This is a genomic window from Lentihominibacter sp. (assembly GCF_046951855.1).
Classification (GTDB): domain Bacteria; phylum Bacillota; class Clostridia; order Peptostreptococcales; family Anaerovoracaceae; genus Lentihominibacter; species Lentihominibacter hominis.
Map to the genome: position 1 here is coordinate 79,466 of NZ_JBKTXS010000003.1, position 24,224 is coordinate 103,689.

The following is a 24,224-nucleotide window of genomic DNA, read 5'->3' on the forward strand; positions in this document are numbered from 1 at the left end:
ATCTCTAAGTGCTATATCCCATTGCACGTATAATTCCAGACTATTACATCGCCCTTTTTCATTTCGTAAGAGCTGCATCCGTAATTAGGCGCCCAGCCATTGACAGTATACATCCAGCCTGATCTGCTGCCGCAGTCAAACTCATAAAGATTATTTATCCCTTCTATATAATAACTGCCATACGCAGGCGTATATGAATATTCCAGCTGAATTCCGGCTGAGCTGCAGGCTCTTTTCAGCACATCAAAACCTGTTTCTCCATCTCTGAACTCAACTGCAGATGAAGCCAGTACTACTCCATTTGAAGGCACGAATCTCTCCTTTCCGGCTTTGAGACTTTCCATATTGCTGAGTATAGAGTCGCATCTTATCTGTATAGTACAGGTATTTATCTTTTCACTGATACCCGATGTCTTAGAGCCTGAGGACAGACCCTTTTCTCCTGCTTCTATGACTTCTCTCTTATGATCTTCCTCTTCTTTCTCAGTCTTTTCTATTTGCTTTTTTCTATCGGCAGTAACTTTATTAATATCATCTTTGCTGAAGCAAAGATGATGTCCGTCTTTATCAGCTATCAGAGCCTTATCTATATTAAAATCATTAAGGGATTCCGCTTCAAGATCTGATATTGATATGTCTGACTTTACAATATCTGCTGTTTTCCCTTCTTTTACCGTTTCTTCAGCTTTTTGCGTCTTTATTTCGACAGACCCCTTAAAAACTTTTATTCCTGTAGATCCTGTCTGCATATTTACAGAAAATACAGCATCGTCAGACGATATTTCACATTCTCCGGCTGTAATCCCATCAAACTGTGAACCTTCATTAAGTATGGAAAACAGCTCTCCGCTGTCCATCTCTATAGACAAAGATTCCTCATCAAGCCCATCCAGCCCGGTTCTTGTATTCTCCGCCATGTAAACTGTGTTTTCCCCTGCTTCTACAGACGCACCGGAGCTTGATCTTGTCTCAATCATATCATCTGTACGCAAAGCAGCTTTATTTTCAAGTGTATATGATATACCGTCTCTTTTGACATTCACTACACCTGTCACATCATCTGCTTTCGCATAACTTCTCTGAGCTCCGAACCAGCCCTTAATACCTGCAACAGTCATAAAACCGCAAAACGCTATGACAGCTATCAGTATCACCATAATGATATTAAGTAGTTTCTTATTATTCTTTACTCTCACTTTTCCTCCTATTTAACGCATAATAAAAAGCGTCCTTTCCGAGGGCGCTTTACGATAATATACACAACACAAAACTGAGCAGATATAAATCCTCACATTTTTACACAAAAAATAATAATTGAATTTTGCCGTAATGCGCTGCTCAATTTTTAACGATATACTCCGTCTCACCTCAGAAGACTTACGCATCAAGCTGACAGGTCTACCGACTTAATCCTTATCATGGAGCCATCCCGAACATAATAATTCTCCAAAACCTACTGAGACGTCTTCCCGAAACTTCCGCTTCAGTGACTTGCCTTGCAGTCATACAACTACATAGCCTGTCCTTTCGTAAATATCACGGTTGCTGAGACACAGTGCCGGATTCTCACCGGCTTCCGATATATGTCTAACTTGAAATATTCATTTATATACCTATGCTATAACTGTTGCTATTTTTTGTCAATGTTTTTTTACCCACACAGCCTCAGACCTATAACTCCTGCAATTACCAGCAGTATAAAAAATATTTTTTTCTTATCTCTGCTTTCTCCGAACACCAAAATTCCAAACAGAACTGTAAATACAGTCCCAAGCCCTGTCCAGACAGCATATGCTATCCCCAGAGGCAGAGTTCTGGTGGCCACCGACAGCAGGAATATCCCGAGCCCTGTTATGAAAACTGTAAGCACTGTAAACTTTTTATTCTTAAATCCGTCAGACAATTTCATACAAACGGTAAATCCCAGTTCACAGAAAGAAGCGCATACTAATACTATCCACATCATTGCTGCTCACCTTCATCTTCCTCACAAAATTTCAACCCTATTATTCCGGTTATCAGCACCAGCAGAGACATAACTTTTGCCACGCTCAGTATTTCATCAAGCAAAATTATACCGATTACCGTAGTTCCAGCTATCCCTATCCCAGTAAAAATCGCATATGACATGCCTATACCGAATGTCCGTATACCTCTTTCCAACAGAAAAAAGCTAAGTATAAGAAATGCTATAGTTACTATTGAAGGCACAAGGACTGTAAAACCATGAGACTGTTTCATAAAATACGCCCATATTATTTCTATAAGCCCTGCGGCAGCCAAACATATCCACGCCGTTTTATTATCTTTCTTCATATACCTTTCCTCCTATTAAACTGAAAAACCCGGGAAAAGCAAAATACTTCTCCCGGGCTTTTATCCCTCCGTGTCCCTCTTTTGAGGCAGCTTCCTCTCGGACCAGCACTTGCTGCAAACGCAAATCGGAACCCTAGAAAGCATTTTTTTATATTATAGCTATTATCCGTCTGTTACGCAAGTGAATATTTCATTTTACTCGAATACATGAATTTCTTTGTAACAAGTTTACTATGCGAATAAAATTCTTCTATTTCGTGATAACCTGCGGAAACATTAATCAATTCCGCCAGTTGTTCCTGAGAATATTCATTTTTTCTTTAAGTATTTCAGTTTTTCGGAAAATTTCATATCATTACCTCCATGAAAATGGTGGCATTCGCTTTAAATCACAGCATCTCACCTTATCTCGCATTTTCACAGATATACCTGACATACTCAAGAGGCATCTGAGTTTTCTTTGCAACATCTTCAACTGTCATTCCTGATCCAAAAAATCTCTTGGCAACAAAATCCATAGACTCTCCGATTTCTATAACATGGCCATCCGGATCATATATCCTCACAACACGCTGACCCCAATGGTGTTCTTTCACCCTGTTCAGATATTTTATCTCTTCCGGATAATCCTCCAGCCTTTCGAGAAATCCATCAATATCATTTTCTTCAAAATACAGCTCGGCATTAGCATCTCCAAAAACCACTTTCTTTTCTATCAGCTTTTCCCATATCTGTCTGTCCTGAAGAGCCAGCCCTTCTGTCATCACCACATTGCCATCAAAATCTAAAACAGGCTTAAGACCAAAAATATCACCGTAAAACTTTTTTGACCTTTCTATATTGCTGACAACCAACAGCAAATTTTTCAATTTCATAATTAATCCTCCTAATGGAGCAAAAGCGCATCTAAAAGCCCTGCTCATATAAAAAAATGCATAGGAACAAAAGCTTCCTATGCATATTCATTTCACTAAAACTCAGCAGATTTAGGTGTCCTCGGGAACGGCAGAACGTCTCTGATATTACCCATCCCTGTTATATACATGATAATTCTGTCAAAGCCCAGTCCGTAGCCTGAATGCTTCACTCCGCCATACTTACGGAGATCCATATACCACCAGTAGTCTTCCTCTGTCATTCCGATTTCTTCGATTCTTTCCTTAAGAACATCGTAACGTTCTTCTCTCTGGCTTCCTCCGATTATTTCTCCAACGCCCGGAACAAGCAGGTCGCAAGCTGCTACAGTTTTATTGTCATCATTAAGCCTCATATAGAAAGCCTTTATTTCTTTAGGGTAGTCAGTAACAAATACAGGCTTCTTATATATTTTTTCTGTCAAATATCTCTCATGTTCTGTCTGAAGGTCTATCCCCCACTGCACAGGATACTGGAACTGCTCTCCTGATTTTTGCAGAAGATCTACAGCTTCAGTATAAGATATCCTTTCAAAATCAGAATTTATTATATTACTTAGCCTATCAATGAGACCTTTATCTATAAATTTATTAAAAAACTCCATTTCTTCAGGCGCGTTTTCCATGACATAGTTTATTATATACTTCATCATGGCCTCAGCAGTATCCATATTATCAGCAAGCTCGGCAAATGCCATTTCCGGTTCTATCATCCAGAACTCAGAAGCATGTCTTGCAGGATTGGAATTTTCTGCTCTGAATGTAGGTCCAAATGTATATACATTCCTAAAAGCAAGTGCAAAAGTCTCCGCTTCAAGCTGACCGCTTACCGTAAGTCCCGCTTCCTTTCCGAAAAAGTCATCGCTGTATTCTACCTTGCCGTCATCACCCTTAGGCAGATCATTCATATCAAGAGTTGTAACCTTGAACATCTCGCCTGCTCCTTCACAGTCACTGGCTGTTATTATAGGAGTATGGACATAAACGAAATTCTTGTCCTGAAAGAATTTATGAATGGCATAAGCCACCATGGATCTAACTCTAAACACCGCTGAAAAAGTATTGCTCCTCGGTCTTAAATGAGCTATTTCTCTCAGAAACTCCATACTGTGCCTTTTTTTCTGCAAAGGATAATCCGGATCGGAGCCTGCTTCTATCACTATTTTTTTAGCTTTTATCTCAAAAGGCTGTTTGGCATCAGGTGTAAGGACAAATGTTCCCGTCACCTTAAGAGCCGCCGAAATAGGAGCTTTTGCAATCTCCTCAAAATTATCGAGAAACTCAGCTTCATATACAACCTGTACCGACTTAAAGAAACTGCCGTCGTTCAGTTCTATGAATCCGAATTTGTTCGAGCCTCTGTTAGTCCTTACCCACCCGCTTACAGTGATTTCACTGTCTGCATGCAGCAGGCTTTCTCTATAAAGGCTTTTTACCTCAACATCCTTCATCTTTCTCTCTCCTAATCATATCACTGAATCACCAAATCGTTAGCAAATCCTCGTGCCTTCCGGAATGATGTCGTCTACAAAGATTACTTGGCATCCGCAAGCATTGTTTGTACCTGCCAGAAGCATTCCCTCACTTGTAACCCCCGTAAGCCTTGCAGGCGCAAGATTTGCTACTACTATAATCTTCTTTCCTTCCAGTTCTTCCGGCTTATAGTCGTTCTTTATACTGGAAACTATCACTCTTTCTCTGAGACCGTCAAAGAGTGTCAGCTTATAATTACTATGGGCTTTTCTTATTTCCTGACATTTTAATATTTTACATACCCTCAAATCCATAGCAAAGAACTGATCAACATTTATTTCAGGTTCTACTATAGGCTGCACCTCATCAGGCTCACCGTAGACCTTGACTTCTTTTTCAGGTTCTTTCTCTGCTTCCATGGCTGCTTTTTCCAGAGCCTCCTCTTCTTCTGTCTTAGGGAAACTGAAATCAAGCAGGTGCATGAATCGTTCTCTGTCTATTGCATATAAAAACAAGTAGAGACGAGGACCTCTCTCCTTACTTATCAAGAGCCTGTACACATTCTTAAAGAACTGTCCCTGAATTTTTTTGAGATTTTCCACATCTGCTCCGAAAACCTCCTTAGGTATATCATAAAGTTTGGTATTGAGTGAATCAAGATCGTAATCTCCGGCCTTAATGTAATCATAAAGCAGCGAGATTTCTTTCTTTTCTTCATCCGAAAGTGTGTTATAAAGATCCCAGTCTCTCCAGCCTCTCAATTTATTGGCACTTTCGGGAGCGCACTGATACAACCAGTATTTAGCTCTTTCAAGTCTCGTATCAAAATCTTTATATTTGTATGGAGTTCCTATCTTCTCAAAGACAGTCTCCATCATAGGCACGTTAAAATCCACTATAGAGCCAAGCTGCACCAAAAGTCCCATAGGAACAGTCTTTATCGATCTTCCTTCTATGAGACTGTATTCAATAACAGAACTGTTATGTTCATTTGCCTTTCCTTCCATGTATTCGTTATACATTTTATCAAACTCGAAATATTGACGCAGTATACCCTCATCAAAACAGAAATCAAAGGCCTTTTTAGGATCCGTTTTAGAATAAAGCCATAGGATCACTTCCGGTTCATATATCTTCAATAGTGTTTCAGGTGTAAGATTCAAACCTGACGAACCCGACATCTTCCCTGTGGATCCTTTAATGCCGATAAACTCATAACCCTGAAACATCGGCGGTTCAAAGCCGAATATCTTTCTCGATATGACGCTGCTTGTTTCGTAGCTTCCCCCCGGACTCGCATGATCCTTACCGCCCGGCTCAAAATCAACGCCTTCATATCTCCATCTCATAGGCCAGTCTATCTTCCATGCAAGTTTGCAGTTAAATTCTTTGGCAAAATCAAAAGTACCTTTATGCCCGCATTCACATTCATATTCGGCTACAGTACAGTCATCGGAAACAGATATTATTTTCGTAGTATCTCTTCCGCACTCCGGACAGAATATGCTTACAGGGAAATACGCATCTCTCTCCCCTTCCTCAGCGTCCTGTGTACGAAAGCTGTCAAGAATATCAAAGATTTCTTTTCTCTTTTTGATGGCTTCGATAACATCTTCTTTATATTTGCCTGATGTGTACATATCAGTCTGATACCTGTAATCCATCTCTATACCGAACTTTTTAATGGAATCCATGAATTCCGCCTCAAAATACTTGGCATAATTGGCATGTTGCGTCTCAAAAGGATTAGGAACTGACGTATACGGAAGTCCTATATACTTCTCGAATTCATTGTCGGGATCAACAGCTTTGACATTAACCGGAACTTTTCTGAATCTGTCGTATTCATCCCATGAAAAAAGAAGGCGCGCTTTCTTGCCCTTTTTCACCAAAGCCTTCGCAACAAACAGACTCGTTGCGATATCTCTGAAATTTCCGATATGGATAGATCCCGACGGGCTGATTCCCGCCGCACAAACATACTCCTCTTTATCAGGATTCCTCTTGATGATCTTATCCGCTATTTTTTCCGCCCAATGCATCAAAACACCTCTTTCTGTAACTTGCTTCCGTTTATTTTATTATGTTTACTATTTCGTAATTGATAACTCCGTCAGGAACTTCCACTGCGATTTTTTCGCCTTTTTTGTGTCCTATGAGAGCGTGTCCCACTGATGACTCGTTTGATATCTTACCCTCAAAAGGATCGGCTTCCGTAGCTCCCACGATTGAGAACTGTTCCTCGGCTCCGCTGTCTAAATCTTTTACAACGACTTTAAGGCCTACGTTTACAACATCCCCTTTTACATCTTCATCCTGAACAATCTTGGCCTTTCTGATCATAGTTTCCAGTTTATGGATACGTTCCTCAAGCTCTGCCTGTTCATTCTTAGCCGAATCATATTCAGCATTCTCAGAAATATCTCCGTATGAGATAGCTTCCTTTATCCTCTCGGCAACCTCTGCCCTCTTAACGGATACAAGCTCCTCATGCTCGGCAACTATCTTATCATATCCCTCTTTGGTTAATAAAATCTCCTCGTTCATGTTCTCTGTCATGTTTGGTAAATCTCCTTTCGACCAATTGTCGTATCGAATTATTATACTTTAAAACCATACGCTTGTCAACGATTGCAGCCCTTTGAAATCATTGACAAGCGGCTTTCCTAATGGTATTGTAAAGGTGCTTATAGTAGTATATACAAGGAGGCGTCAATTATGAAAATAAGCGGAGTTATTTTTGATATGGACGGAACACTGCTGGATTCAACTGAAATGTGGCAGGGCGCCGCAGGAAGATACATAATGTCCCTGAGAAAAACACCTGCTTCCGATCTGGGAGCAAAAACCAAAGCCATGACACTTGATCAGCTCTGTAGTTATCTCAAATCAGAATATGCAATCGCTACGACAGAAGAAAAAATAGCCAAAGGATTCAACACCATTCTCCGTGAAGACTATCTGGCAAGTGTGGATATAAAAGAATATGTTCCTATCATTCTGGAAAGATTCAAACAAAAAGGGATAGCTATGTGTATAGCTACTTCCACAGACAAGAACATAGCCGGCGAAATATTGGCACGGCTTGGAATAAGAGACTACTTTTCTCATATAGTCACATGTGAAGAAGCCGGATCGGGAAAAGAAGACCCTGACGTATTCATCCGCGCACAGCAGGTCCTTGGTACTCCGAAAGAAGAAACCGTGGTCTTCGAAGACGGCGTACTGGCTGTGAGAGGTGCAAAGGAAGCAGGTTTTTATGTCATCGCCGTGGCCGATGAAAGCGAGAAGGAAAACAAAGAAGAAATAAAAAAACTTGCTGACAGATATATAGAAAGTTTTGAAGAACTTATGTAAAAAGATATAATGCCGGAAAACCAATGATAATCAGAGATCATAGTATTCCGGCATTATTTGCCTAATTATTTTTTAATAATATTATTCTGCTATATGTATACCTTTTCAATATTAGGCGAATTCGTCACATACACAAGATTCGCATAGCATGGTACAAGATCTATAACATCTCCTACCTTTATATCTCTATCAGCATCTTGCACATCTAAAATTGTATGATCGCTGGAAGCTCCAATGATACAGATTCCTTTATCTTTTACCGTCAGCTGCTCGGGGAAAGCATAATCAACTTTTCCCAAAGCTATAAGCGCTCTTTTTCTTATTCCTTTATCTTCATATTGCGGCTTATTGCCGAAAGCGTCAAACATTATATCTCCTACCGGGTATGTTGGCTTGTCCTTTACCTCTATAACTTCTGCTCTGATAGTAAAAATATCACGATTCATGAAATTCATATCATAACCCCACAAATCTTGGAGATCTTTAGCCAGCAATATACCTTCTCCCACTCTGAGCATATTTATCCTTGAAGGCAGATTTCCTTCTAATATTCTCGGAAGCGTACTTGTTGCTCCTCCTGAAATAAATTCCAGTTCCCTGCCAATCTCAGCCTCAACAGCTTCGGCGCACTCCACAAGTTCTTCTAACTTCTCAGGAGTGGCAGCCACAGAACCGTAGCAGCCCAAGTTAGTACCAACTCCCGCAAGTTTAAGGTTATGAAAATCATTTTCCACCATAAGCGCTGCCTGCACTAAATCATCTTTATCCCAAAATCCCTCTCGCAGATCCCCCAGGTCAGCCATGAGAATAACTTGATGTTCTTTATCCTGAAGACCTGCCTGAATATTGAGCTCTTTTAATACTTCAATCTCACTGTTGAGACTTATATCTGTTATTCTCACTACATCAGCAGCTTCACTGATCATCGGTATTCTTATCATCATAAAAGGTGTCTGAATGCCTGTTTTTCTAAGAGGCTCCAGCTGCTCAAGCCTTGATGAAGCAATAAACCTGCAGCCCGCCCTTGCAAACTGTTCCGCACACTCAGCAAGGCCCGTACACCCCTTGATAACACCGGCAACTTCTACGCCAAAATCACTGCACTTTATATTTATCCTGTCTATATTTTGTTTTAATTTCTCCAGATCGATAACCAGCTCCGGATACCGTCTCCGTCTGCCCATGATATCAATCCTCCTTTTTATTGTCTGCGGCAAACCTGATAAGCTTGTTGGAAGTATTCTTCACAAAATCAGTTTTTCTTATGATTACTTTCCTTATCTTTCTGAAAGCTGGAGAAGCTTCATTTATTTTATCAATTTCCTCCCATACAAGTTTCTTCACAGCTTCTGTATCGTAGTCCTCTCCTAAGATTTCATTCACGACCTCATCATCCAGCTTTATAGCCGCAACGATAACTGTATCCTGCGCATCTGCGCTGTCCTGCCCGAATACAAAAGACTCCTGAACGAATGATATATTAGACAGCAGATATTCTATCTCCTCAGGATATACATTTTTCCCGTTCTTAGTTATTATTACATTCTTCTTCCTTCCTGTTATAAACGCATATCCTTTGTCGTTCATATATCCGAGATCGCCTGTATGGAACCATCCGTCTTCATCTATTACCTCAGAAGTCTCCTCAGGCATCATGTAATAACCCAACATCACATTTTCTCCCCTCAGACATAATTCTCCTATACCTTCATCATTTATATCCACTACTTTCATTTCAAACCCAGGAAGAGGTTTTCCTATTGATGCCGGATCAGGAGCTGTATCAGGATTAAGCGCTCCCATGGGAGCACATTCGGTCAGCCCATACCCTTGCACCGCAGGTATTCCGAAGTCTCTCAGTCCATTGAGGACATCAGGATTGATGGCAGCTCCTCCGCAAATCATCATCCTCATTCTTCCTCCGAATACATCGGTAATCTGTTTGAAAAATATCTTTCCCAGATCCATGCCGATTTTCTTGGTTGCCGAGTTAAGCTTTATCACCTTCTTCAAAAGCTTTTCTTTCCCCTGCTTTCTTATATTTTTCCATATGGTTCTGTACAAGCTCTCAAATATGAGCGGAACACCTAAGAACATAGTTGGCTTTACTTCCTGAAGATTTTTAGTTATATATTTAAGTCCCTGACAGTAAGCTATAGATGCACCTTTGTAAAGAGGCATCAGAAATCCACACGTACATTCATATGTGTGATGCAGCGGAAGTACTGAGAAAAATATATCCCATGTATGAACAGCCAGAACTGTGGGAGCTGCCATAAGGTCTGCAGCAATATTCTTATGAGAAAGCATGACTCCTTTTGACGCACCTGTAGTTCCTGATGTAAAAAGAAGTATTCCCATCTCTTCATTATTTATCTCTGCGTCAAGAAACCTCCTGTCACCGGCTTGTATCATTTTTTTACCGGCTTCTTTCATTTCTGTCCACGAAAAAATTTCTTCTTGTTTCTCTTTCAGACTGAAATTAACAAGAATTTTTAGTTTTGTATCTCCCTCGGTCTTTATCTCCTCAAAAATTTCCTGATATTTATCAGAAAAAATCACACATTCCACGTCTGCCCTGATAACCAGATTCTTAAGCTCATCACTGCTGAGCTCCTTATCAAAGGGAACTACCGTACCGGTACCGCATACAGCCGCCAGATATGAGACAGACCATTGATAGGAATTCTCCCCTATTACAGCAATTCTCTTGCCTTTAAGGCCATTATCGATAAGAGCCGTTCCCAAACCATTGACGTCAGCCAACATTTCTCTGTAGGTGATTGTTTTATAAGGACTGTTGTTATTCGGCTTATACCTAAACGCCGGATTATCATTATACAGCTCCGCGCTGGTCTCTATCATATGTTTAATATCTGTGATGGGTCTGCTGTCCTTATATCTTACAGCAGGATCATCTATCTTTTCTATTCTTTCTATCAGACTGCCGGCCCATACCAATTCATTGCTTTTCCTCTCGCTGATCTGTCTGTTTTTTTCCATATTACCTCCTAATCTTCATCTTCACGTATAGCAGCGCCTGTTCTTCTGATCTTACGTGTAGATGTCTTTTCAAACTCTTCATTTCGAAGCTTGAATCTTTTTACTCTCTTATATGCAGGCATTTTATCGTTTATTTCTTCTATAGAGTTTTTTATAACGTCAGAAAGTGCTCCATCACTTAAAACTCCCATTTTTTCTTTAATATTTTCAAAGTTAGGGAAGATCTCTGCTTTTACTGCTATATCGCCATTCTTTTTATCCAGAGTCCCATATACTACAACCTCTTCGATAAACGGCTGCTCCAGAAGGAGATATTCAATCTCTTCAGGAAATATATTTTTACCGTTTTTCGTAACTATAACATTCTTCTTTCTGCCACATATGTACAAGAATCCTTCATCATCAAATCTGCCGTAGTCGCCGGTGTGTAGCCATCCGTCTTTAAGTACCTCCTCCGTAGCCTCAGGATCAGAGTAATATCCTATCATTACAGATGGCCCTTTGCATATGATCTCGCCCACTCCGTCAGCATCTTTGTTTATTATCTTAACTTCTGTACCCGGCATAGGCTTGCCTACAGAATCTGCTTTACTATAGCAGTCTCTGTTCACAGCTATTATGGGAGCATTTTCCGTCATGCCGTAACCCTGTATCATAGGAAGTCCCAAAGCCTCATAGTCTCTTATGACCTGCGGATTAATGGCGGCGCCTCCCGATATGAACAATTCCAGATTATTGCCCAAACTCATATGTATTTGAGAAAAAATTTTTCTCATAACTTTCTGATTGTTAAAAAGTCTCGTCTTTTGTGCCAGCATCATCATTTTTTTCATTTTACCGGCCGCTCCTGAGGCTTCCGCCTGTTTCCAGACCTTCTTATGCATTGTCTCGAAAACAGCAGGGACTCCCAGCATTACAGTAGCTTTACTTTCTTTCAGATTCTGCTGTATATATCTCAATCCTTCACATATAGCGATATACATTCCCTGATACAAACCTGTAAAAACATGACATGTAAGTTCGTATGTATGATGCATAGGCAATACAGAAAGGCCGCCTCCCGGTTCTCTTATCTTAACGTATTTAGACATATTATATACATTTGCGGAAAGATTCTTATGGGAAAGCATTACTCCCTTCGCCATTCCCGTAGTTCCCGACGTAAACAATAAAGAACACATGGCTTCTCTGTCTATCACTGCATCTATAAAATCTCTGCTACCACTCTCAAGCAGCAGATTTCCTTCGGCCAAAAGCTTTTCCCAGCTCATGATGTCATCCTCATCATTATCGGCATCTATATTTATTTTCATTGCCGCACTTATATCTTCCGATGAGTTAAGAGCATTCATAACCTTTTCTTTCATCTTTTTTGAAAAAACTATAGCTTCTGCGCCGGACCGCTTTATAAGATTGCCGATTTCTATCTCTGTCAGGTCTTTATCAAGCGGTACGATAACTCCCGTACCGTTTGTAACCGACAGATACGTCACTACCCATTTATAACTGTTTTCTCCTATGAGCGCTACTTTTTTCCCTTTTAAGCCCATATCAATAAATTTTGTTCCCAGCGCATTGATATCGTTTCTAAGCTGTATATATGAAATCGCACGGTACGGACCTCCCGGAACATCCTTTACAAGAAAAGCCGGCTTTTTGCCAAAGAGTTCAGCGCTGGAATATATCATATCCCGAAGGTCGTTTATATACCGCATTTTATATAATACGTCTTTATATTTTCTGCTGTTCAATTACCACATCTCCTTATTTCTGAGCCAGATACTCCTCTAATATTTCAGCTGCGTCCTGTACACAGCCGTCGCAGCTTCTGAGAATCTTTTTTGTCTCTATTCCTTTAAGCTCCTTGCATATGATTGACTGATTTTTTTCTTTGAATTTTTCGGTAAGAGCCTTCATAGCTTTATAACTGTCTTTCTTTGTCTTTGGGGCATCAAGAGCTCCGTCTGATTCCACCATGCCTACGACCGCAGCCATTGCTGAAACTGCTCCGCAGGTCCCCATACTACCCATTCCCAATCCAAAGGCTTCCATAACTTCAAAAACTTCTTTTTCATCTCGTCCGAGCTTATCGCAAAAGGCGCATGCAACAGCCTGCGCACAATTATACTTTTTCTTATGATTTGCAACCGCTTTTTCTGCTAATACTCCCATTTATTATTCCTTCTTTCCATATTTCTCAGCTAAGATTCTTCCTACATATACACCGCTTGCCGACGCCTGCGAAAGGGAATGGGTCACTCCGGATCCATCACCTAATGCATAAAGTCCCGGCACAGCAGTCTGCAGATTCTCATCCACATCTATCTTTGAGTTATAGAATTTTACCTCTACACCGTAAAGCAAAGTATCTTCATTAGCCGTTCCCGGCGCAATCTTATCAAGAGCATATATCATCTCGATTATATTATCAAGCTGTCTCTTTGGTATCACCAAACTGAGATCTCCCGGAGTAGCCTGAAGAGTAGGTCTTGTAAAACATTTTTCCATTCTTCTGGCGCTGCTTCTCCTTCCTTTAACAAGGTCTCCGAATCTCTGCAGAAGGACTCCGCCTCCCAGCATATTGGAAAGCCTCGCTATGGATTCACCGTACTCATTGCTGTCTTTAAACGGCTCCGTAAATTTATTTGATACAAGTAAAGCAAAATTTGTATTTTCTGTTCTGAGTTTCGGATCTGCATAGCTGTGTCCGTTTACAGTAACTATGCCGTTTGTATTCTCTGCAACTACCTCCCCATATGGATTCATACAGAAGGTCCTTACCATATCATTATATTTATCTGTCTTATATACTATTTTACTTTCATATACATCATCTGTTATATGTTTGAAGATTTCTGCGGGAAGCTCCACTCTCACGCCTATATCTACCCTATTTTTCTTTTGTTTTATACCAAGCTGGTCACATATTTGAGAGCTCCATTTAGATCCTGATCTTCCCGTAGCCATTACCAGATCTTTGCATCTGTACTTCTCACCTTTATCTGTGGTAAGTACAAAAAAGCCGTCGTCTCCAACCTCTACATCTTCTATGATAGTATAAAATTGAGTCTCTATTCTTTCACTGCAGTAATCAAAAATCTTTCCCAATATCCTTACATTCCTGTCAGTACCCAGATGCCTCACTTTAGCCTCCAGCAGGTGAAGATTATTTCTTAGCGCAGTAGTCTTAAGCTCAGAACTTGCCGTAGAATAAAGTTTGGCATCGGAGCCTCCCATGCTGCAGAGAACCTCATCCACGTATTCCATCAGTTCCAAAGCTTTATCCACGCCCACATAATTATGAAGATCTCCTCCAAACTGGGTCGTTATATTATATTTTCCATCTGAAAGAGTGCCGGCTCCCCCATAGCCATTCATTATATGACATGGTGAACATTTCAGGCAATTCTTAGCTCCGGCCTTGATGGGACATTGACGCTTCTGCAGATATGCGCCTTTATCTATCATAAGTATCTTTGCATCAGTCTCCAGCCTCGCCAATTCATATGACATAAACACACCGCTGGCTCCCGCTCCGATTATTATAATATCGTAAGTTTTCATATATACCTCCGGTTAAATAACATAGATATTTTAATTTTATAATATTTCAGCCTAAATTACCATACCTTTTGTCCCTTATACATGAAAACCGACAGAGGTGATAGACTAAATCTCCCTCTGCCGGCTGTAAATAACAACATATTGTGATATCAGCTTAAACTTCTTCTACTGCCAATTTTTCAAATTCAGCAACGACTTTATTGAATTCGTCATCATCCTTGATATCTATAAGTTCGTATTCTTCATCTGATTCTCTATAACCGTAAATATATACATCCTCTGTTCCCAGTGGGTTCAGAGCTATATACTCTTTTCCCAACGCGTCAAAAACTCCCAGTATACCACACTCTGTAGCTTCTCCGTCATCAAATTCAAGAGTCATGATATCCTCTTCTTCATACCCATACAAATCTTTTTTATCTGACATCGCTTTCCTCCGTACTAAAAATAAATTTCTGTTTATTAGCATTACTATACCATTATGTTTACTTTTTATCAACAAAATATTCCTTTTGACTCTGTATCTCAGTCTATATAAAAACATTACAGCCTTTTTGGATAAATTGTATAGTCAGCGTCAACAATTCAAACTGTGAAAGTCTTATCTTAAAAACCATCAGATAATTTTATATAATTTACATCTTAATACATTAAAGACACATAATTAAATTTAACCACAGCTAAAACTTTTGCTATACCTCTTGACAATCCCTATAAAAATGACCGACAATAAGACTTATTATTAAAACACTTAAAATCTGTCGTTATGGAGGATCATATGAGTAAAAAGCCGCCTTTTGATTTTGAAAACAATCCAGATTTCTATCTTAACGAAGTCTACGGGATAATTGTCATCGATATGGAAGGCAAGATAAGATACCTGAACAGACAGTGCATGAAGCTGATCGGATACACAAATCCTACTTATGATCAGGCAAGAGAACTATTCGGCAAGCCTGTTATTGATGTTTTTCCTTATACCCATATGCTGGAAAACCTTGCGCCCGATATCACAAAACCTCAGATTGTTTTTTATAAATCTAATTATGGTATGGGAATCTCCATGAATGTGCCTCTTATCTATAACGGTGAAAAAATCGGACTTATGGAATACGATCTTGTCAACGAAGAAAAAGTTTTCATGGAGCTTACCGACGATTATAATGCCTTTCTTAATGATCAGCTCAAACAGCTGCAAAAAAAAATAATTAAACTGGAACAAAATAAATATACCATAAACAATATAATAGGTTTTTCAAAACCTATGAATACTCTCCGTCAATCCATAACCACCGTGGCAAAATCCAACTCCACAGTTTTGATATTGGGTGAAACGGGAACAGGCAAGGAACTTGTAGCTCACGCCATACACAACCTCAGCAACAGAAAATACAACCCTATGGCTAAGATAAACGCTTCTGCTTTTCCGGAGAATTTAGTTGAATCGGAACTCTTCGGATATAAAAAGGGATCTTTTACAGGAGCCAGCAAAGAAGGAAAAATCGGTAAGTTCGAGTACGCCAACCACGGTACTTTATTCATAGATGAAATACAACAGATGCCTATGAATATACAGCCCAAATTCTTAAGAGTACTCCAGGAACATGAAGTAGAGCCCATCGGAAGTCACGAGTCTGTACCTGTGGATGTAAGAGTTATCGTGGCGTCCAACCAAGATATCCTACAGATGGTGAAAGATAACAGATTCAGAGAAGACCTCTTCTACCGTCTTAATGTTATAAAAATAGAGATACCCCCTCTCCGTGAACACCTGGAAGATATAGACGAACTGGCGGATTATTATATCAATCAGCTGAACATGGAGCTGGGATTTAAAATAAATGGTATAGAACCGGCCGTTATAGACAGGCTAAAACAATATAACTGGCCCGGAAATATAAGAGAATTGAAAAATGTGCTGGAGCGGGCTATGAATTTCGCAACAGAAGATATCCTGACCTTAAATGATTTTAATTTCTTTACGCCATCAAAAGGACCGTCTCTGCCTGACTACAGCTCCAACGGCAATCTGATAGAAGAAACGAAAAGGAAAGCAGAAAAGGAGCTCATTGAACAAGTCCTAAGCCGCTTCAACTATAATAAAACCCATTCTGCCAACTTCCTTAACATCTCCAGACCTCTTCTTCATCAAAAAATGAAAAGACTTGGAATCCCGCTGAGCCCTTCAAAGGATAACAATCATGAAACTTAAAAAATATTAAATACGAGACTAAAAATAATCAGCCTCGTATTTAATATTTTCACATATATCGACTTAAAACTTTGTCAATGTTATACAGCATGAACTCTAAAAAAATCCGATCTGATTTTCAAGCCAAATATATTCAAAAACAGACTCCCATTTAAAAAGAATTACTGTATGCCGCAGCCTTTTCATCCTATCGCCCGTCGGTAGGAAAGTGATCAAATACAAATTCATAATAAAATACAACTGACAAAATAAGCGAACGTACATTATCTTTATCTCATTTCATCCATTCAAAAAAATTACCTCTGAATTCTGTCACCATCTTCAACGGTTCTGCCATAAATATACACTTGATTAATTATACATAACTCTTCTTTTTCAATCCATTCTTATCCTATCAACAACGCTGTCTTTACTCATTTTCCTAAACTGATATTTCGGTATTGCATATGCTATAACTGCCAGAACAGGTATCATCAGCACGCACGGTATCACCGTCAACTTCATTCTAAAGAAAAAGGCTGCGCCTACTGTATGCGACAGTATGTTTTCTGCGCCGAAAACAATGATTAAAACGGCAATTATAAATGAGCCCGCCAGATACAGAGCACCTTCCGCCACAAGCATCTTTGACAGCTGTCTCTTCGTCATTCCCACCACTTCCAAAAGCGCCAGCTCTTTTCTCCTGCTCAGCACCGATGTTGCAGTAGTATTGAAGAAGTTCATTATCCCGATAAACGCCAGTACGGCAACGAGGAATCCGCCAATCGTATAGAACTTGCTGATATATCTCTGAAAGCTTACCTTCATATCAAGGATTGAAAACACATTAATCATATCATTTTCCTTGAGGACAGTTTCATCTATGTACTCTTTAATCTGCTTATCCGCTCCCTCCTTTGAGTCTATGGCAGCATACATGGCACAGTCGTTTCCTGTCCGTGCGATATACTCATCCTCCGGCACCATTACTGTAATAAAAATCATGTCAGCATACGGATAATCAAGAGAATATGGCATCAGTGCCTCACCAAGCACCTGATAATCTTTCACATTGCCATTGCTGTACTTCATCTGAAACGATGAACCTTTATCGTAATATGAGAACGGCTCTTCCGCATTGCTGTCACCATAATCCACTATTATATATTCCCCTGACTTAAACCCATCCCATGATGCCGCATCTCCCCGCCATTCCAGCTTGTCAAATATGGATTCACTTATCCCCAGAAAATGAACGCTTACCTTATTTGAGGTCTTAGCCTCCTCCCATAATTCCTTTTCATAGTCAGACCAATGTTTCTCATATTTTTTCGCAAAACCTTCCCATGCTGCGAGAAGCTTCGGCTCCATATCATGTTTTTCATCGGAATAATAGACATACCCTGTTTTTTCACTTCCCGGGCAGTCATCAAGCAGCTCTCTGATTTCCGGTGTAATGCCGTTAAAGTTGGTATTATATATACTTCCCGTCATCTGATCCATCTGAAAATCCGAAGCCAGAAATGCCTTTTTATACATATTAAAATCATACCCCTGCACCAATATTACGATACAGTTTACGACCACCATGGAAAGAGCTACGGAAAGCATAACAATAATCCCTTTTTTCCAGTTTCGCAGCATATTCTGTACTGCCATCCCCCACCATGTGACGGAAGAATCTCTTTTCGTTTTTCTCCTTGCTTCATCTCCCTGAGCAAGACGAAGCGCTTCCACAGGCGATACCTTTTCCACTATCCTGCACGCCTGTAGGCTTGAAAGATACACAGTCAAAAGGGTAATAACCGCAGCGGCTATAAAAATCACCGGATTTGCTGATACTACAGTTTCTGCCGTCTTTCCTGCCTGAGCGCTGATTTCCGCATCTGCCGTAAGGAACGGTGCCATAAAAAATCCTGCTGCATATCCGAGAATAAGCCCTATGGGAATTCCTATGGCAGACAGACTCCACGCCTGCATTCTGACGATTTTCTTAAGCTGCTTCCCTGTTGTTCCCACATTTTTCAAAAGTCCGTATGCCCGTATATCTGTTTTTACGGAAATACTGAAAATATTGTAGATAATAAGATATCCTGCAAGTATTATAAACAGAATCATTATGATTACAGATGAAAATGACAAGGAGTCCTCTTCCATCAGATCATAGGCAGGGTTTGTCTGAAAGCCTGTGCCTGCCTGTGTAAATCCTGCATCTTTTGACAGCTCTTCCGTTTTCTTCTGTAAGTCCCACAAACTCTTGTACCATACACAGCAGTCCCTGCCGCCGTTGAGTATTCCGTTTTCAAGCTCCGCCTTTGTTACAGGGTATGCCTTCTCTGCTGCATATTCCTCCGACACCCATATCATCTGGCTCATAACAGCCTTGTCTCCCTGCCAGAAACCGCAGATGCGAAAAGTATCTGTCACCAGCTTCTTTGAAAGCGGGTCTGATTCCCATGTAAGAGTTATTTCCTGCCCTATTCGCGGCTCAACTCCCATAGCATTTAAAACTATTGTGCTTACGGCTATTTCATTTTTATTTTCAGGAAGTCTTCCCTCTGTAGGTGTGCAGTTAAAGCTTTCCGCTAGATTTTTATCTGCATATCTTACTTCAGAAGAGAATCCAAAACGCTCGTCCATAACTGCACCCAGGAATATTCCTGTACCGAATCTTTCTATATTATCATTTTTCTTTATGGCTTTCTCCGTCTGTAAAGCTTCTTCATAGGATAAATCCTGTGCTATTGCATGGGAAGAATCCATAAACTGCTTGATATCCGTAGCTCTCTTGGAAAGGATAAGTGATGCTGTTCCCATAAAGAGACTGGTAAACAAAAGTGCAGTAAGCATGATTGCAATAACGGCAATTATATTTCTGCTTTTATTCATTTTCATAAAGAGCTTTGTAAGAAGCCTGAGGGTCTGTCTGTTCTCTACCTTTACCATATTATCGCCCCTATCTTACGCTTCCGGAAATTATTTTTCCGTCTTCAATACGCATGATACGATCTGCCATCTGTGCGATTTCTTCATTATGTGTAATCATAACAATAGTCTGATGAAAGCTTTCACTTGTTATTTTAAGCAGCCCCAGTACATCCTGACTTGTCTTTGAATCCAGATTTCCGGTAGGCTCATCGGCTAATAAAATAGCTGGTTTAAAGGCCAATGCTCTCGCAATGGCTACCCTCTGCTGCTGTCCTCCCGACAAAGCATTTGGAAGATTTGCCATTTTCTTTCTAAGTCCCAGTATCTCGATTATCTCATCAATATATTTTTCATCAGGTCTTCTGCCGTCCAGCTTCACCGGAAGGACAATATTTTCCCATACATTGAGCATAGGTACCAGATTATACTGCTGAAAAACAAAACCGATATTTCTTCTCCTGAATATAGTAAGCTCTTCATCCGTCATGTGATTAAGCTCCTGCCCGTCCACAATTACCTGTCCCGATGTGGGGACATCCAGTCCGCCTATCATATGAAGCAGAGTTGATTTTCCACTTCCGGAGGTACCTACAATTGCCATGAATTCGCCTTTCTCCACTTCCAAATTCACACCGTCAAGAGCCCGAACTTCTGCTTCGCCCTGCCCGTAAATTTTTCTTAAATCTACTGTTTTCAAGATTTCCATGTCTGCCTCCTAAATAATAACAAAGTCTGTATCACTTTTTACAATACAGACTTTACCATTAAAATGTTTCCATCCAGTTTCTCAAATATCACAGTTTTGATACTTTTGGTTATCTTGGCAAAAACACAGAAAATACCGAACCTTCCCCCGGTTTTGATACTACCTTGATATAACCCTTCTGAACTCTTATTATCTCTCTTGCAAGGTAAAGTCCTATTCCGACGCCTTCCTGATCCATCACAGTAAAGCTGCGGTAAAATCTCGTGAATATTTTAGGGATTTCCTCTTCTTCTATACCTATTCCAGTGTCTTTAATATCAATACGCAAGAAAAATGAATACTCCTGCACCGTGATATCAACTGTTCCTCCCTTCGGTGTGTACTTTATTGCATTGTCCACAATGTTTCCCACTGCCTCGGCAGTCCATTTCAAATCATACATAGCCTCAAAATTCGTATCGGATACACTAATATCAATTTTCTTTTCCTTTGACTTCTCTATGTACTGGCTCTTTACCTGTTTCAGCAAATCCGATATTTTTATCATCTTAGGGCATACGGAAATAATACCGCTTTCCAGTCTCGACAGATTCACAAGTGAATCAATTAGAAATTCCAGCTTTTCCGTCTGCTCCAAAATAGTATCCACCACTTCTTTATTATCTTCGTTTCCTTCGGACAAAATCTGTCCATATAGTTTGAGATTTGAAACACGCGTAAGGGTCTGGTGTGCGATATCGGAAATAAGGCTCTGTATCATATCTTTCTGTTTCTGCCTATTCTCTCCTGCAAGAAGACTTTCATCGAGATATTGCTTAAGGCTGTTTTCCAGTGCGGAATATTTTTCTTCGGAAATTTCCGTCCTGTTTAGCTCCCCACCTTTCGCCGTATCTATCATTTCTTGCAGTTTACTTAAAAGTCTTTTTTCCCTTTTGTAAAACACCACATACCAGAATGCTCCCGATACTATAAAGGCAGTCAGCACAGTAATAATAAGCCATATCATGATTTCACCGCCCATGTATATCCGATTCCGTATACGGTTTTTATGTATACAGGATGCTGCGAATCATCTTCAAGCTTATCCCTGAGGCGTTTTATCACCACCGTCAGAGCATGATCATCCACAAATTCCGTATCTCCCTGCCATATTGAATCAATAAGATAACTTCTCTTCATTGTGGCGCCTTTATTAACACACAGAATCTTTAAAAGTTTCTGTTCCGTCTTGCTAAGCTCTAAAGGCTCTCCATCTTTAAAAAATTTCATCTTATCAAAATCAAAATCAAAATCGTCTATTTTCACACGGCTGTCAGTTCTCTCACCTATATTTCTCAGTCTTGCACCGACTCTTGCACGAAGAACCATTAAACTGAACGGCTTTGTAATGTAATCATCGGCACCAGCTTCGAGTCCCGTCACAATATCCACTTCCATATTGTTGACCGTAATAAGAATGACAGGTACGGAGCTTTGCCTACGTATTTCCTTCACAAAATCAATACCGTTTCCGTCAGGCAAATTTACATCAAGCAAAATAAGTGAAATATCCTGTTCCCTCATAATTTGCCTGCCGTCATTTAAAGTCCTGCACTGGTAAAAATTGTAGTCTTTGTTTTTCAAAGCAAGACACATTCCGTCATTTAGTTTTTTATTATCTTCTATTATTAATATATTTTGTTTCATTGTTGTACCTTTTTACTCACTGTCAATACCAGTATTCTTTTGAAAACACCCTATGTTTGTAGCTGTAACATATGCATTGCTACTAACATTATATCTTAAAACTATCATACATTCATTCTTGTCAGAATAATTTTTATTGTTTCCTTGGCTAAAAACTGCCATATTACAAAAATCAAGTATCATATTTTCCGTCACCATCAATAACTTGCATTGTATTATCTTAATATCATCTTTTTCATTATTTCAAACAGACATTTTTTCTTCGTTAAAATAAAATCAAGACTTTCGTAATTACACGCTTACACTGTAAGTTTTTACTTACATATTGTGCAAACCTCTGAATTTGACACTATTTTTTGAATTATCAGAGGTATGTGTACTTCTACACTTACATACAGTTGCTTTTATTTTCAGAAAATCATTGAATTTTCAATACTTTTAAGTTGGCATAAGACTTGCTTTATTATTTGGCAGCTAGAAAAGAGGTGAATAAATGAAAGCTAATCTAATAATTAAAAGTAATTGTATATTTGACAGTATTGATGAAAAGCCATTTTCCGGATTCGTTGCTGTAAAGGACAATAAAATCCTCGCAGTGGAAAAAAACTCCGATTTTTCCGGATATGCCGATGAGAACACCATAATAAAAGAATTCGGCGATAACACTGTTATGGCAGGTTTTCATGACAGTCACACCCATCTGATAATGGGCGGGCTGTTCAAGACCTACGTCAATCTGGCAGATGCAAAAAGCGAAGAAGAAGCCGCCCTAATGGTAAAAGAGGCTGCTGACAAAGATCCCAATAAAGAAGGATGGGTACGCGGATTTTCCTGGTACCATGTTTTCTGGGACAACAGACAAATGCCTACATACGCGTCATTGGACAAGTATTTTCCGGACCGCCCCGTTTGTCTTCTGCATGCCGAAGCCCACGGCGCATGGGTGAACAGCGCGGCAATGAAGATAATGGGTCTCACAAAAAATACTCCGGATATTGAAGACGGAACAATAATAAGAGATGAAGAAGGAAATCCTACAGGAGTTCTTTTGGAGGCAGCTACAGGACTGGCTACAAAATATGCCTTTGATTTCACACCTGAAGAAGAAAGAACTATAATACTTTCATTTATGGAAGCGGCAAAAAAACTGGGAATAACTTCAATAAACGATGTTCAGCCTTATTACCACGGAAACATGGGCAATTTAAAAGTATACAGTCAAATGGACAAGGCAGGTGAGCTGACAGCAAGAGTACATGCGGCTCCTGATCTTCTCGGCGATCTGGACAAGGTTCTTGAGGATAGAGAAAAATACTCTTCTGACAAACTCCGTATAGATCATGTCAAACAGTTTCTGGACGGAGTCATAACTACGCACACAGCCCTCGTACTGGAAGAATATACAGATGCACCCGGCAATTTCGGCGAAGATCCAAGCAACCTCGGAGCTATAGGCAAGGCAGTTCCCGAAGCTCACAAAAGAGGTCTTTCTGTAAAACTCCATTCATGCGGAGACAGATCAGCCAGATATGCCCTAGACTATATCGAGACAGCTATATATAAATACGGGAAAAACAAATGCCGTCATGCTATAGAACATCTTGAACTCGTCAGTGATGATGATTTTGACAGGATAAAAGAATTCGGAGTCATCCCTTCAGTACAGCCCGAACACCTTGCGCTTACACAGACTTTCGCAGCTAACCCTTATCCTGAAGTTTTAGGAAAGGAAAGGGCTGATAAGACATTCCCTTACAGATCACTGTACAACGCTGCAGGAGTCCTTGCAATCGGAAGCGACTGTCCTGTAGTTGACAATGACCCATTCCTCGAGATTTTCAGAGGCGTTACAAGAGTGCATAACGACGGAATGCCTGAAGGAGGATGGACACCTTCAGAAAAACTGACACTGAGTGAAATGTTAAAATTTTATACATATGGTTCAGCTTACGGAGTTCTGAGAGAAGATGAGCTCGGCTCTCTTTCCGAAGGAAAATTTGCTGATATCGTAGTCCTTGACAAGGATCTTTTCACAATCCCGGAAAAGGATCTGATAAGCAGAAAAGTCATAATGACTGTAATGGAC

Annotated in this window: 20 protein-coding genes and 2 riboswitches; of the genes, 3 read left to right on the forward strand and 17 right to left on the reverse strand. The window is 40.0% G+C overall.

Going from position 1 to position 24,224, the window contains the following annotated elements:
• Positions 1-11: 11 nt before the first annotated feature.
• The 7 genes from ACLR96_RS01635 to greA all read right to left on the reverse strand — a co-directional run bounded on the left by ACLR96_RS01635 (position 12) and on the right by greA (position 7,262).
• On the reverse strand, positions 12-1,196 hold the full coding sequence (locus ACLR96_RS01635; protein ID WP_412265085.1) for a DUF4430 domain-containing protein: 1,185 nt from the start codon (positions 1,194-1,196) through the stop codon (positions 12-14).
• Positions 1,197-1,373: 177 nt separating this feature from the next.
• A riboswitch (cobalamin riboswitch) is annotated at positions 1,374-1,632 on the reverse strand.
• 19 nt (positions 1,633-1,651) lie between these two features.
• Positions 1,652-1,966 carry a DMT family transporter gene (locus ACLR96_RS01640; protein WP_177269559.1) on the reverse strand — a complete coding sequence of 105 codons (315 nt, stop codon included), beginning with the start codon at positions 1,964-1,966 and terminating at the stop codon, positions 1,652-1,654.
• On the reverse strand, positions 1,963-2,316 hold the full coding sequence (locus ACLR96_RS01645; protein WP_177269561.1) for an SMR family transporter: 354 nt from the start codon (positions 2,314-2,316) through the stop codon (positions 1,963-1,965). The genes ACLR96_RS01640 and ACLR96_RS01645 overlap by 4 nt, the downstream gene beginning before the upstream one ends.
• Positions 2,317-2,363: 47 nt before the next feature.
• A riboswitch (guanidine-I (ykkC/yxkD leader) is annotated at positions 2,364-2,464 on the reverse strand.
• A 256-nt stretch (positions 2,465-2,720) separates the two neighbouring features.
• Positions 2,721-3,191, reverse strand: coding sequence for a VOC family protein (locus tag ACLR96_RS01650; RefSeq protein WP_177269563.1), 471 nt, complete (start codon positions 3,189-3,191; stop codon positions 2,721-2,723).
• 95 nt (positions 3,192-3,286) lie between these two features.
• On the reverse strand, positions 3,287-4,681 hold the full coding sequence (gene asnS / locus ACLR96_RS01655) for an asparagine--tRNA ligase (protein WP_412265086.1): 1,395 nt from the start codon (positions 4,679-4,681) through the stop codon (positions 3,287-3,289).
• 39 nt (positions 4,682-4,720) lie between these two features.
• Positions 4,721-6,745: a lysine--tRNA ligase gene (gene lysS / locus ACLR96_RS01660; protein ID WP_177269567.1), complete on the reverse strand. Its 2,025-nt coding sequence runs from the start codon at positions 6,743-6,745 to the stop codon at positions 4,721-4,723.
• 31 nt (positions 6,746-6,776) lie between these two features.
• On the reverse strand, positions 6,777-7,262 hold the full coding sequence (greA, locus tag ACLR96_RS01665; RefSeq protein ID WP_207722934.1) for a transcription elongation factor GreA: 486 nt from the start codon (positions 7,260-7,262) through the stop codon (positions 6,777-6,779).
• 159 nt (positions 7,263-7,421) lie between these two features.
• On the opposite strand from greA, the gene ACLR96_RS01670 reads away from it, so the two are divergent.
• Positions 7,422-8,060, forward strand: a complete 639-nt coding sequence (locus ACLR96_RS01670; protein WP_177269569.1) for an HAD family hydrolase — start codon at positions 7,422-7,424, stop codon at positions 8,058-8,060.
• An 89-nt stretch (positions 8,061-8,149) separates the two neighbouring features.
• Here ACLR96_RS01670 and ACLR96_RS01675 read toward each other — a convergent pair whose 3' ends face one another.
• The 6 genes from ACLR96_RS01675 to ACLR96_RS01700 all read right to left on the reverse strand — a co-directional run bounded on the left by ACLR96_RS01675 (position 8,150) and on the right by ACLR96_RS01700 (position 15,054).
• Complete coding sequence (locus tag ACLR96_RS01675) at positions 8,150-9,244, reverse strand: alanine racemase (RefSeq protein WP_177269571.1); 1,095 nt, start codon at positions 9,242-9,244, stop codon at positions 8,150-8,152.
• Between the two features lie 4 nt (positions 9,245-9,248).
• Positions 9,249-11,063 (reverse strand): AMP-binding protein, encoded by a 1,815-nt coding sequence (locus tag ACLR96_RS01680; RefSeq protein ID WP_177269573.1) that lies wholly within the window; start codon positions 11,061-11,063, stop codon positions 9,249-9,251.
• 8 nt (positions 11,064-11,071) lie between these two features.
• The gene (locus tag ACLR96_RS01685; RefSeq protein ID WP_177269575.1) at positions 11,072-12,814 is read right to left on the reverse strand and encodes an AMP-binding protein; all 1,743 of its coding nucleotides are present in this window, start codon (positions 12,812-12,814) and stop codon (positions 11,072-11,074) included.
• A gap of 13 nt (positions 12,815-12,827) precedes the next feature.
• Complete coding sequence (locus tag ACLR96_RS01690) at positions 12,828-13,235, reverse strand: C-GCAxxG-C-C family protein (RefSeq protein ID WP_177269577.1); 408 nt, start codon at positions 13,233-13,235, stop codon at positions 12,828-12,830.
• Between the two features lie 3 nt (positions 13,236-13,238).
• Entirely contained in the window at positions 13,239-14,627 is a 1,389-nt protein-coding gene (locus ACLR96_RS01695; RefSeq protein WP_177269579.1) for an NAD(P)/FAD-dependent oxidoreductase, read from the reverse strand.
• Positions 14,628-14,781: 154 nt separating this feature from the next.
• Positions 14,782-15,054: a DUF1292 domain-containing protein gene (locus ACLR96_RS01700; protein ID WP_177269581.1), complete on the reverse strand. Its 273-nt coding sequence runs from the start codon at positions 15,052-15,054 to the stop codon at positions 14,782-14,784.
• A 351-nt stretch (positions 15,055-15,405) separates the two neighbouring features.
• On the opposite strand from ACLR96_RS01700, the gene ACLR96_RS01705 reads away from it, so the two are divergent.
• Entirely contained in the window at positions 15,406-16,839 is a 1,434-nt protein-coding gene (locus ACLR96_RS01705) for a sigma-54 interaction domain-containing protein (protein WP_177269583.1), read from the forward strand.
• 375 nt (positions 16,840-17,214) lie between these two features.
• On the opposite strand, the gene ACLR96_RS01710 is transcribed toward ACLR96_RS01705, so the two are convergent.
• The 4 genes from ACLR96_RS01710 to ACLR96_RS01725 all read right to left on the reverse strand — a co-directional run bounded on the left by ACLR96_RS01710 (position 17,215) and on the right by ACLR96_RS01725 (position 22,138).
• Entirely contained in the window at positions 17,215-19,764 is a 2,550-nt protein-coding gene (locus ACLR96_RS01710; protein WP_177269585.1) for an FtsX-like permease family protein, read from the reverse strand.
• A gap of 10 nt (positions 19,765-19,774) precedes the next feature.
• Entirely contained in the window at positions 19,775-20,452 is a 678-nt protein-coding gene (locus ACLR96_RS01715; protein WP_177269587.1) for an ABC transporter ATP-binding protein, read from the reverse strand.
• Positions 20,453-20,561: 109 nt separating this feature from the next.
• Complete coding sequence (locus tag ACLR96_RS01720) at positions 20,562-21,458, reverse strand: ATP-binding protein (RefSeq protein ID WP_177269589.1); 897 nt, start codon at positions 21,456-21,458, stop codon at positions 20,562-20,564.
• A complete protein-coding gene (locus ACLR96_RS01725) occupies positions 21,455-22,138 on the reverse strand; it encodes a response regulator transcription factor (protein ID WP_177269591.1) in 684 nt (227 codons plus the stop codon). The genes ACLR96_RS01720 and ACLR96_RS01725 overlap by 4 nt, the downstream gene beginning before the upstream one ends.
• A 493-nt stretch (positions 22,139-22,631) precedes the next feature.
• Here ACLR96_RS01725 and ACLR96_RS01730 point away from each other — a divergent pair.
• On the forward strand, positions 22,632-24,224 hold a 1,593-nt coding region (locus ACLR96_RS01730), incomplete at its 3' end, for an amidohydrolase (RefSeq protein WP_412265087.1).

What these genes read in the sequence shown, in the direction of transcription:
- ACLR96_RS01640 (WP_177269559.1), bottom strand. Translation starts at nt 1,966, where the DNA reads ATGATGTGGATAGTATTAGTATGCGCTTCTTTCTGTGAACTGGGATTT.
- ACLR96_RS01645 (WP_177269561.1), bottom strand. Translation starts at nt 2,316, where the DNA reads ATGAAGAAAGATAATAAAACGGCGTGGATATGTTTGGCTGCCGCAGGG.
- ACLR96_RS01650 (WP_177269563.1), bottom strand. Translation starts at nt 3,191, where the DNA reads ATGAAATTGAAAAATTTGCTGTTGGTTGTCAGCAATATAGAAAGGTCA.
- asnS (WP_412265086.1), bottom strand. Translation starts at nt 4,681, where the DNA reads ATGAAGGATGTTGAGGTAAAAAGCCTTTATAGAGAAAGCCTGCTGCAT.
- lysS (WP_177269567.1), bottom strand. Translation starts at nt 6,745, where the DNA reads ATGCATTGGGCGGAAAAAATAGCGGATAAGATCATCAAGAGGAATCCT.
- greA (WP_207722934.1), bottom strand. Translation starts at nt 7,262, where the DNA reads ATGACAGAGAACATGAACGAGGAGATTTTATTAACCAAAGAGGGATAT.
- ACLR96_RS01670 (WP_177269569.1), top strand. Translation starts at nt 7,422, where the DNA reads ATGAAAATAAGCGGAGTTATTTTTGATATGGACGGAACACTGCTGGAT.
- ACLR96_RS01675 (WP_177269571.1), bottom strand. Translation starts at nt 9,244, where the DNA reads ATGGGCAGACGGAGACGGTATCCGGAGCTGGTTATCGATCTGGAGAAA.
- ACLR96_RS01680 (WP_177269573.1), bottom strand. Translation starts at nt 11,063, where the DNA reads ATGGAAAAAAACAGACAGATCAGCGAGAGGAAAAGCAATGAATTGGTA.
- ACLR96_RS01690 (WP_177269577.1), bottom strand. Translation starts at nt 13,235, where the DNA reads ATGGGAGTATTAGCAGAAAAAGCGGTTGCAAATCATAAGAAAAAGTAT.
- ACLR96_RS01695 (WP_177269579.1), bottom strand. Translation starts at nt 14,627, where the DNA reads ATGAAAACTTACGATATTATAATAATCGGAGCGGGAGCCAGCGGTGTG.
- ACLR96_RS01700 (WP_177269581.1), bottom strand. Translation starts at nt 15,054, where the DNA reads ATGTCAGATAAAAAAGATTTGTATGGGTATGAAGAAGAGGATATCATG.
- ACLR96_RS01705 (WP_177269583.1), top strand. Translation starts at nt 15,406, where the DNA reads ATGAGTAAAAAGCCGCCTTTTGATTTTGAAAACAATCCAGATTTCTAT.
- ACLR96_RS01710 (WP_177269585.1), bottom strand. Translation starts at nt 19,764, where the DNA reads ATGGTAAAGGTAGAGAACAGACAGACCCTCAGGCTTCTTACAAAGCTC.
- ACLR96_RS01715 (WP_177269587.1), bottom strand. Translation starts at nt 20,452, where the DNA reads ATGGAAATCTTGAAAACAGTAGATTTAAGAAAAATTTACGGGCAGGGC.
- ACLR96_RS01720 (WP_177269589.1), bottom strand. Translation starts at nt 21,458, where the DNA reads ATGATATGGCTTATTATTACTGTGCTGACTGCCTTTATAGTATCGGGA.
- ACLR96_RS01725 (WP_177269591.1), bottom strand. Translation starts at nt 22,138, where the DNA reads ATGAAACAAAATATATTAATAATAGAAGATAATAAAAAACTAAATGAC.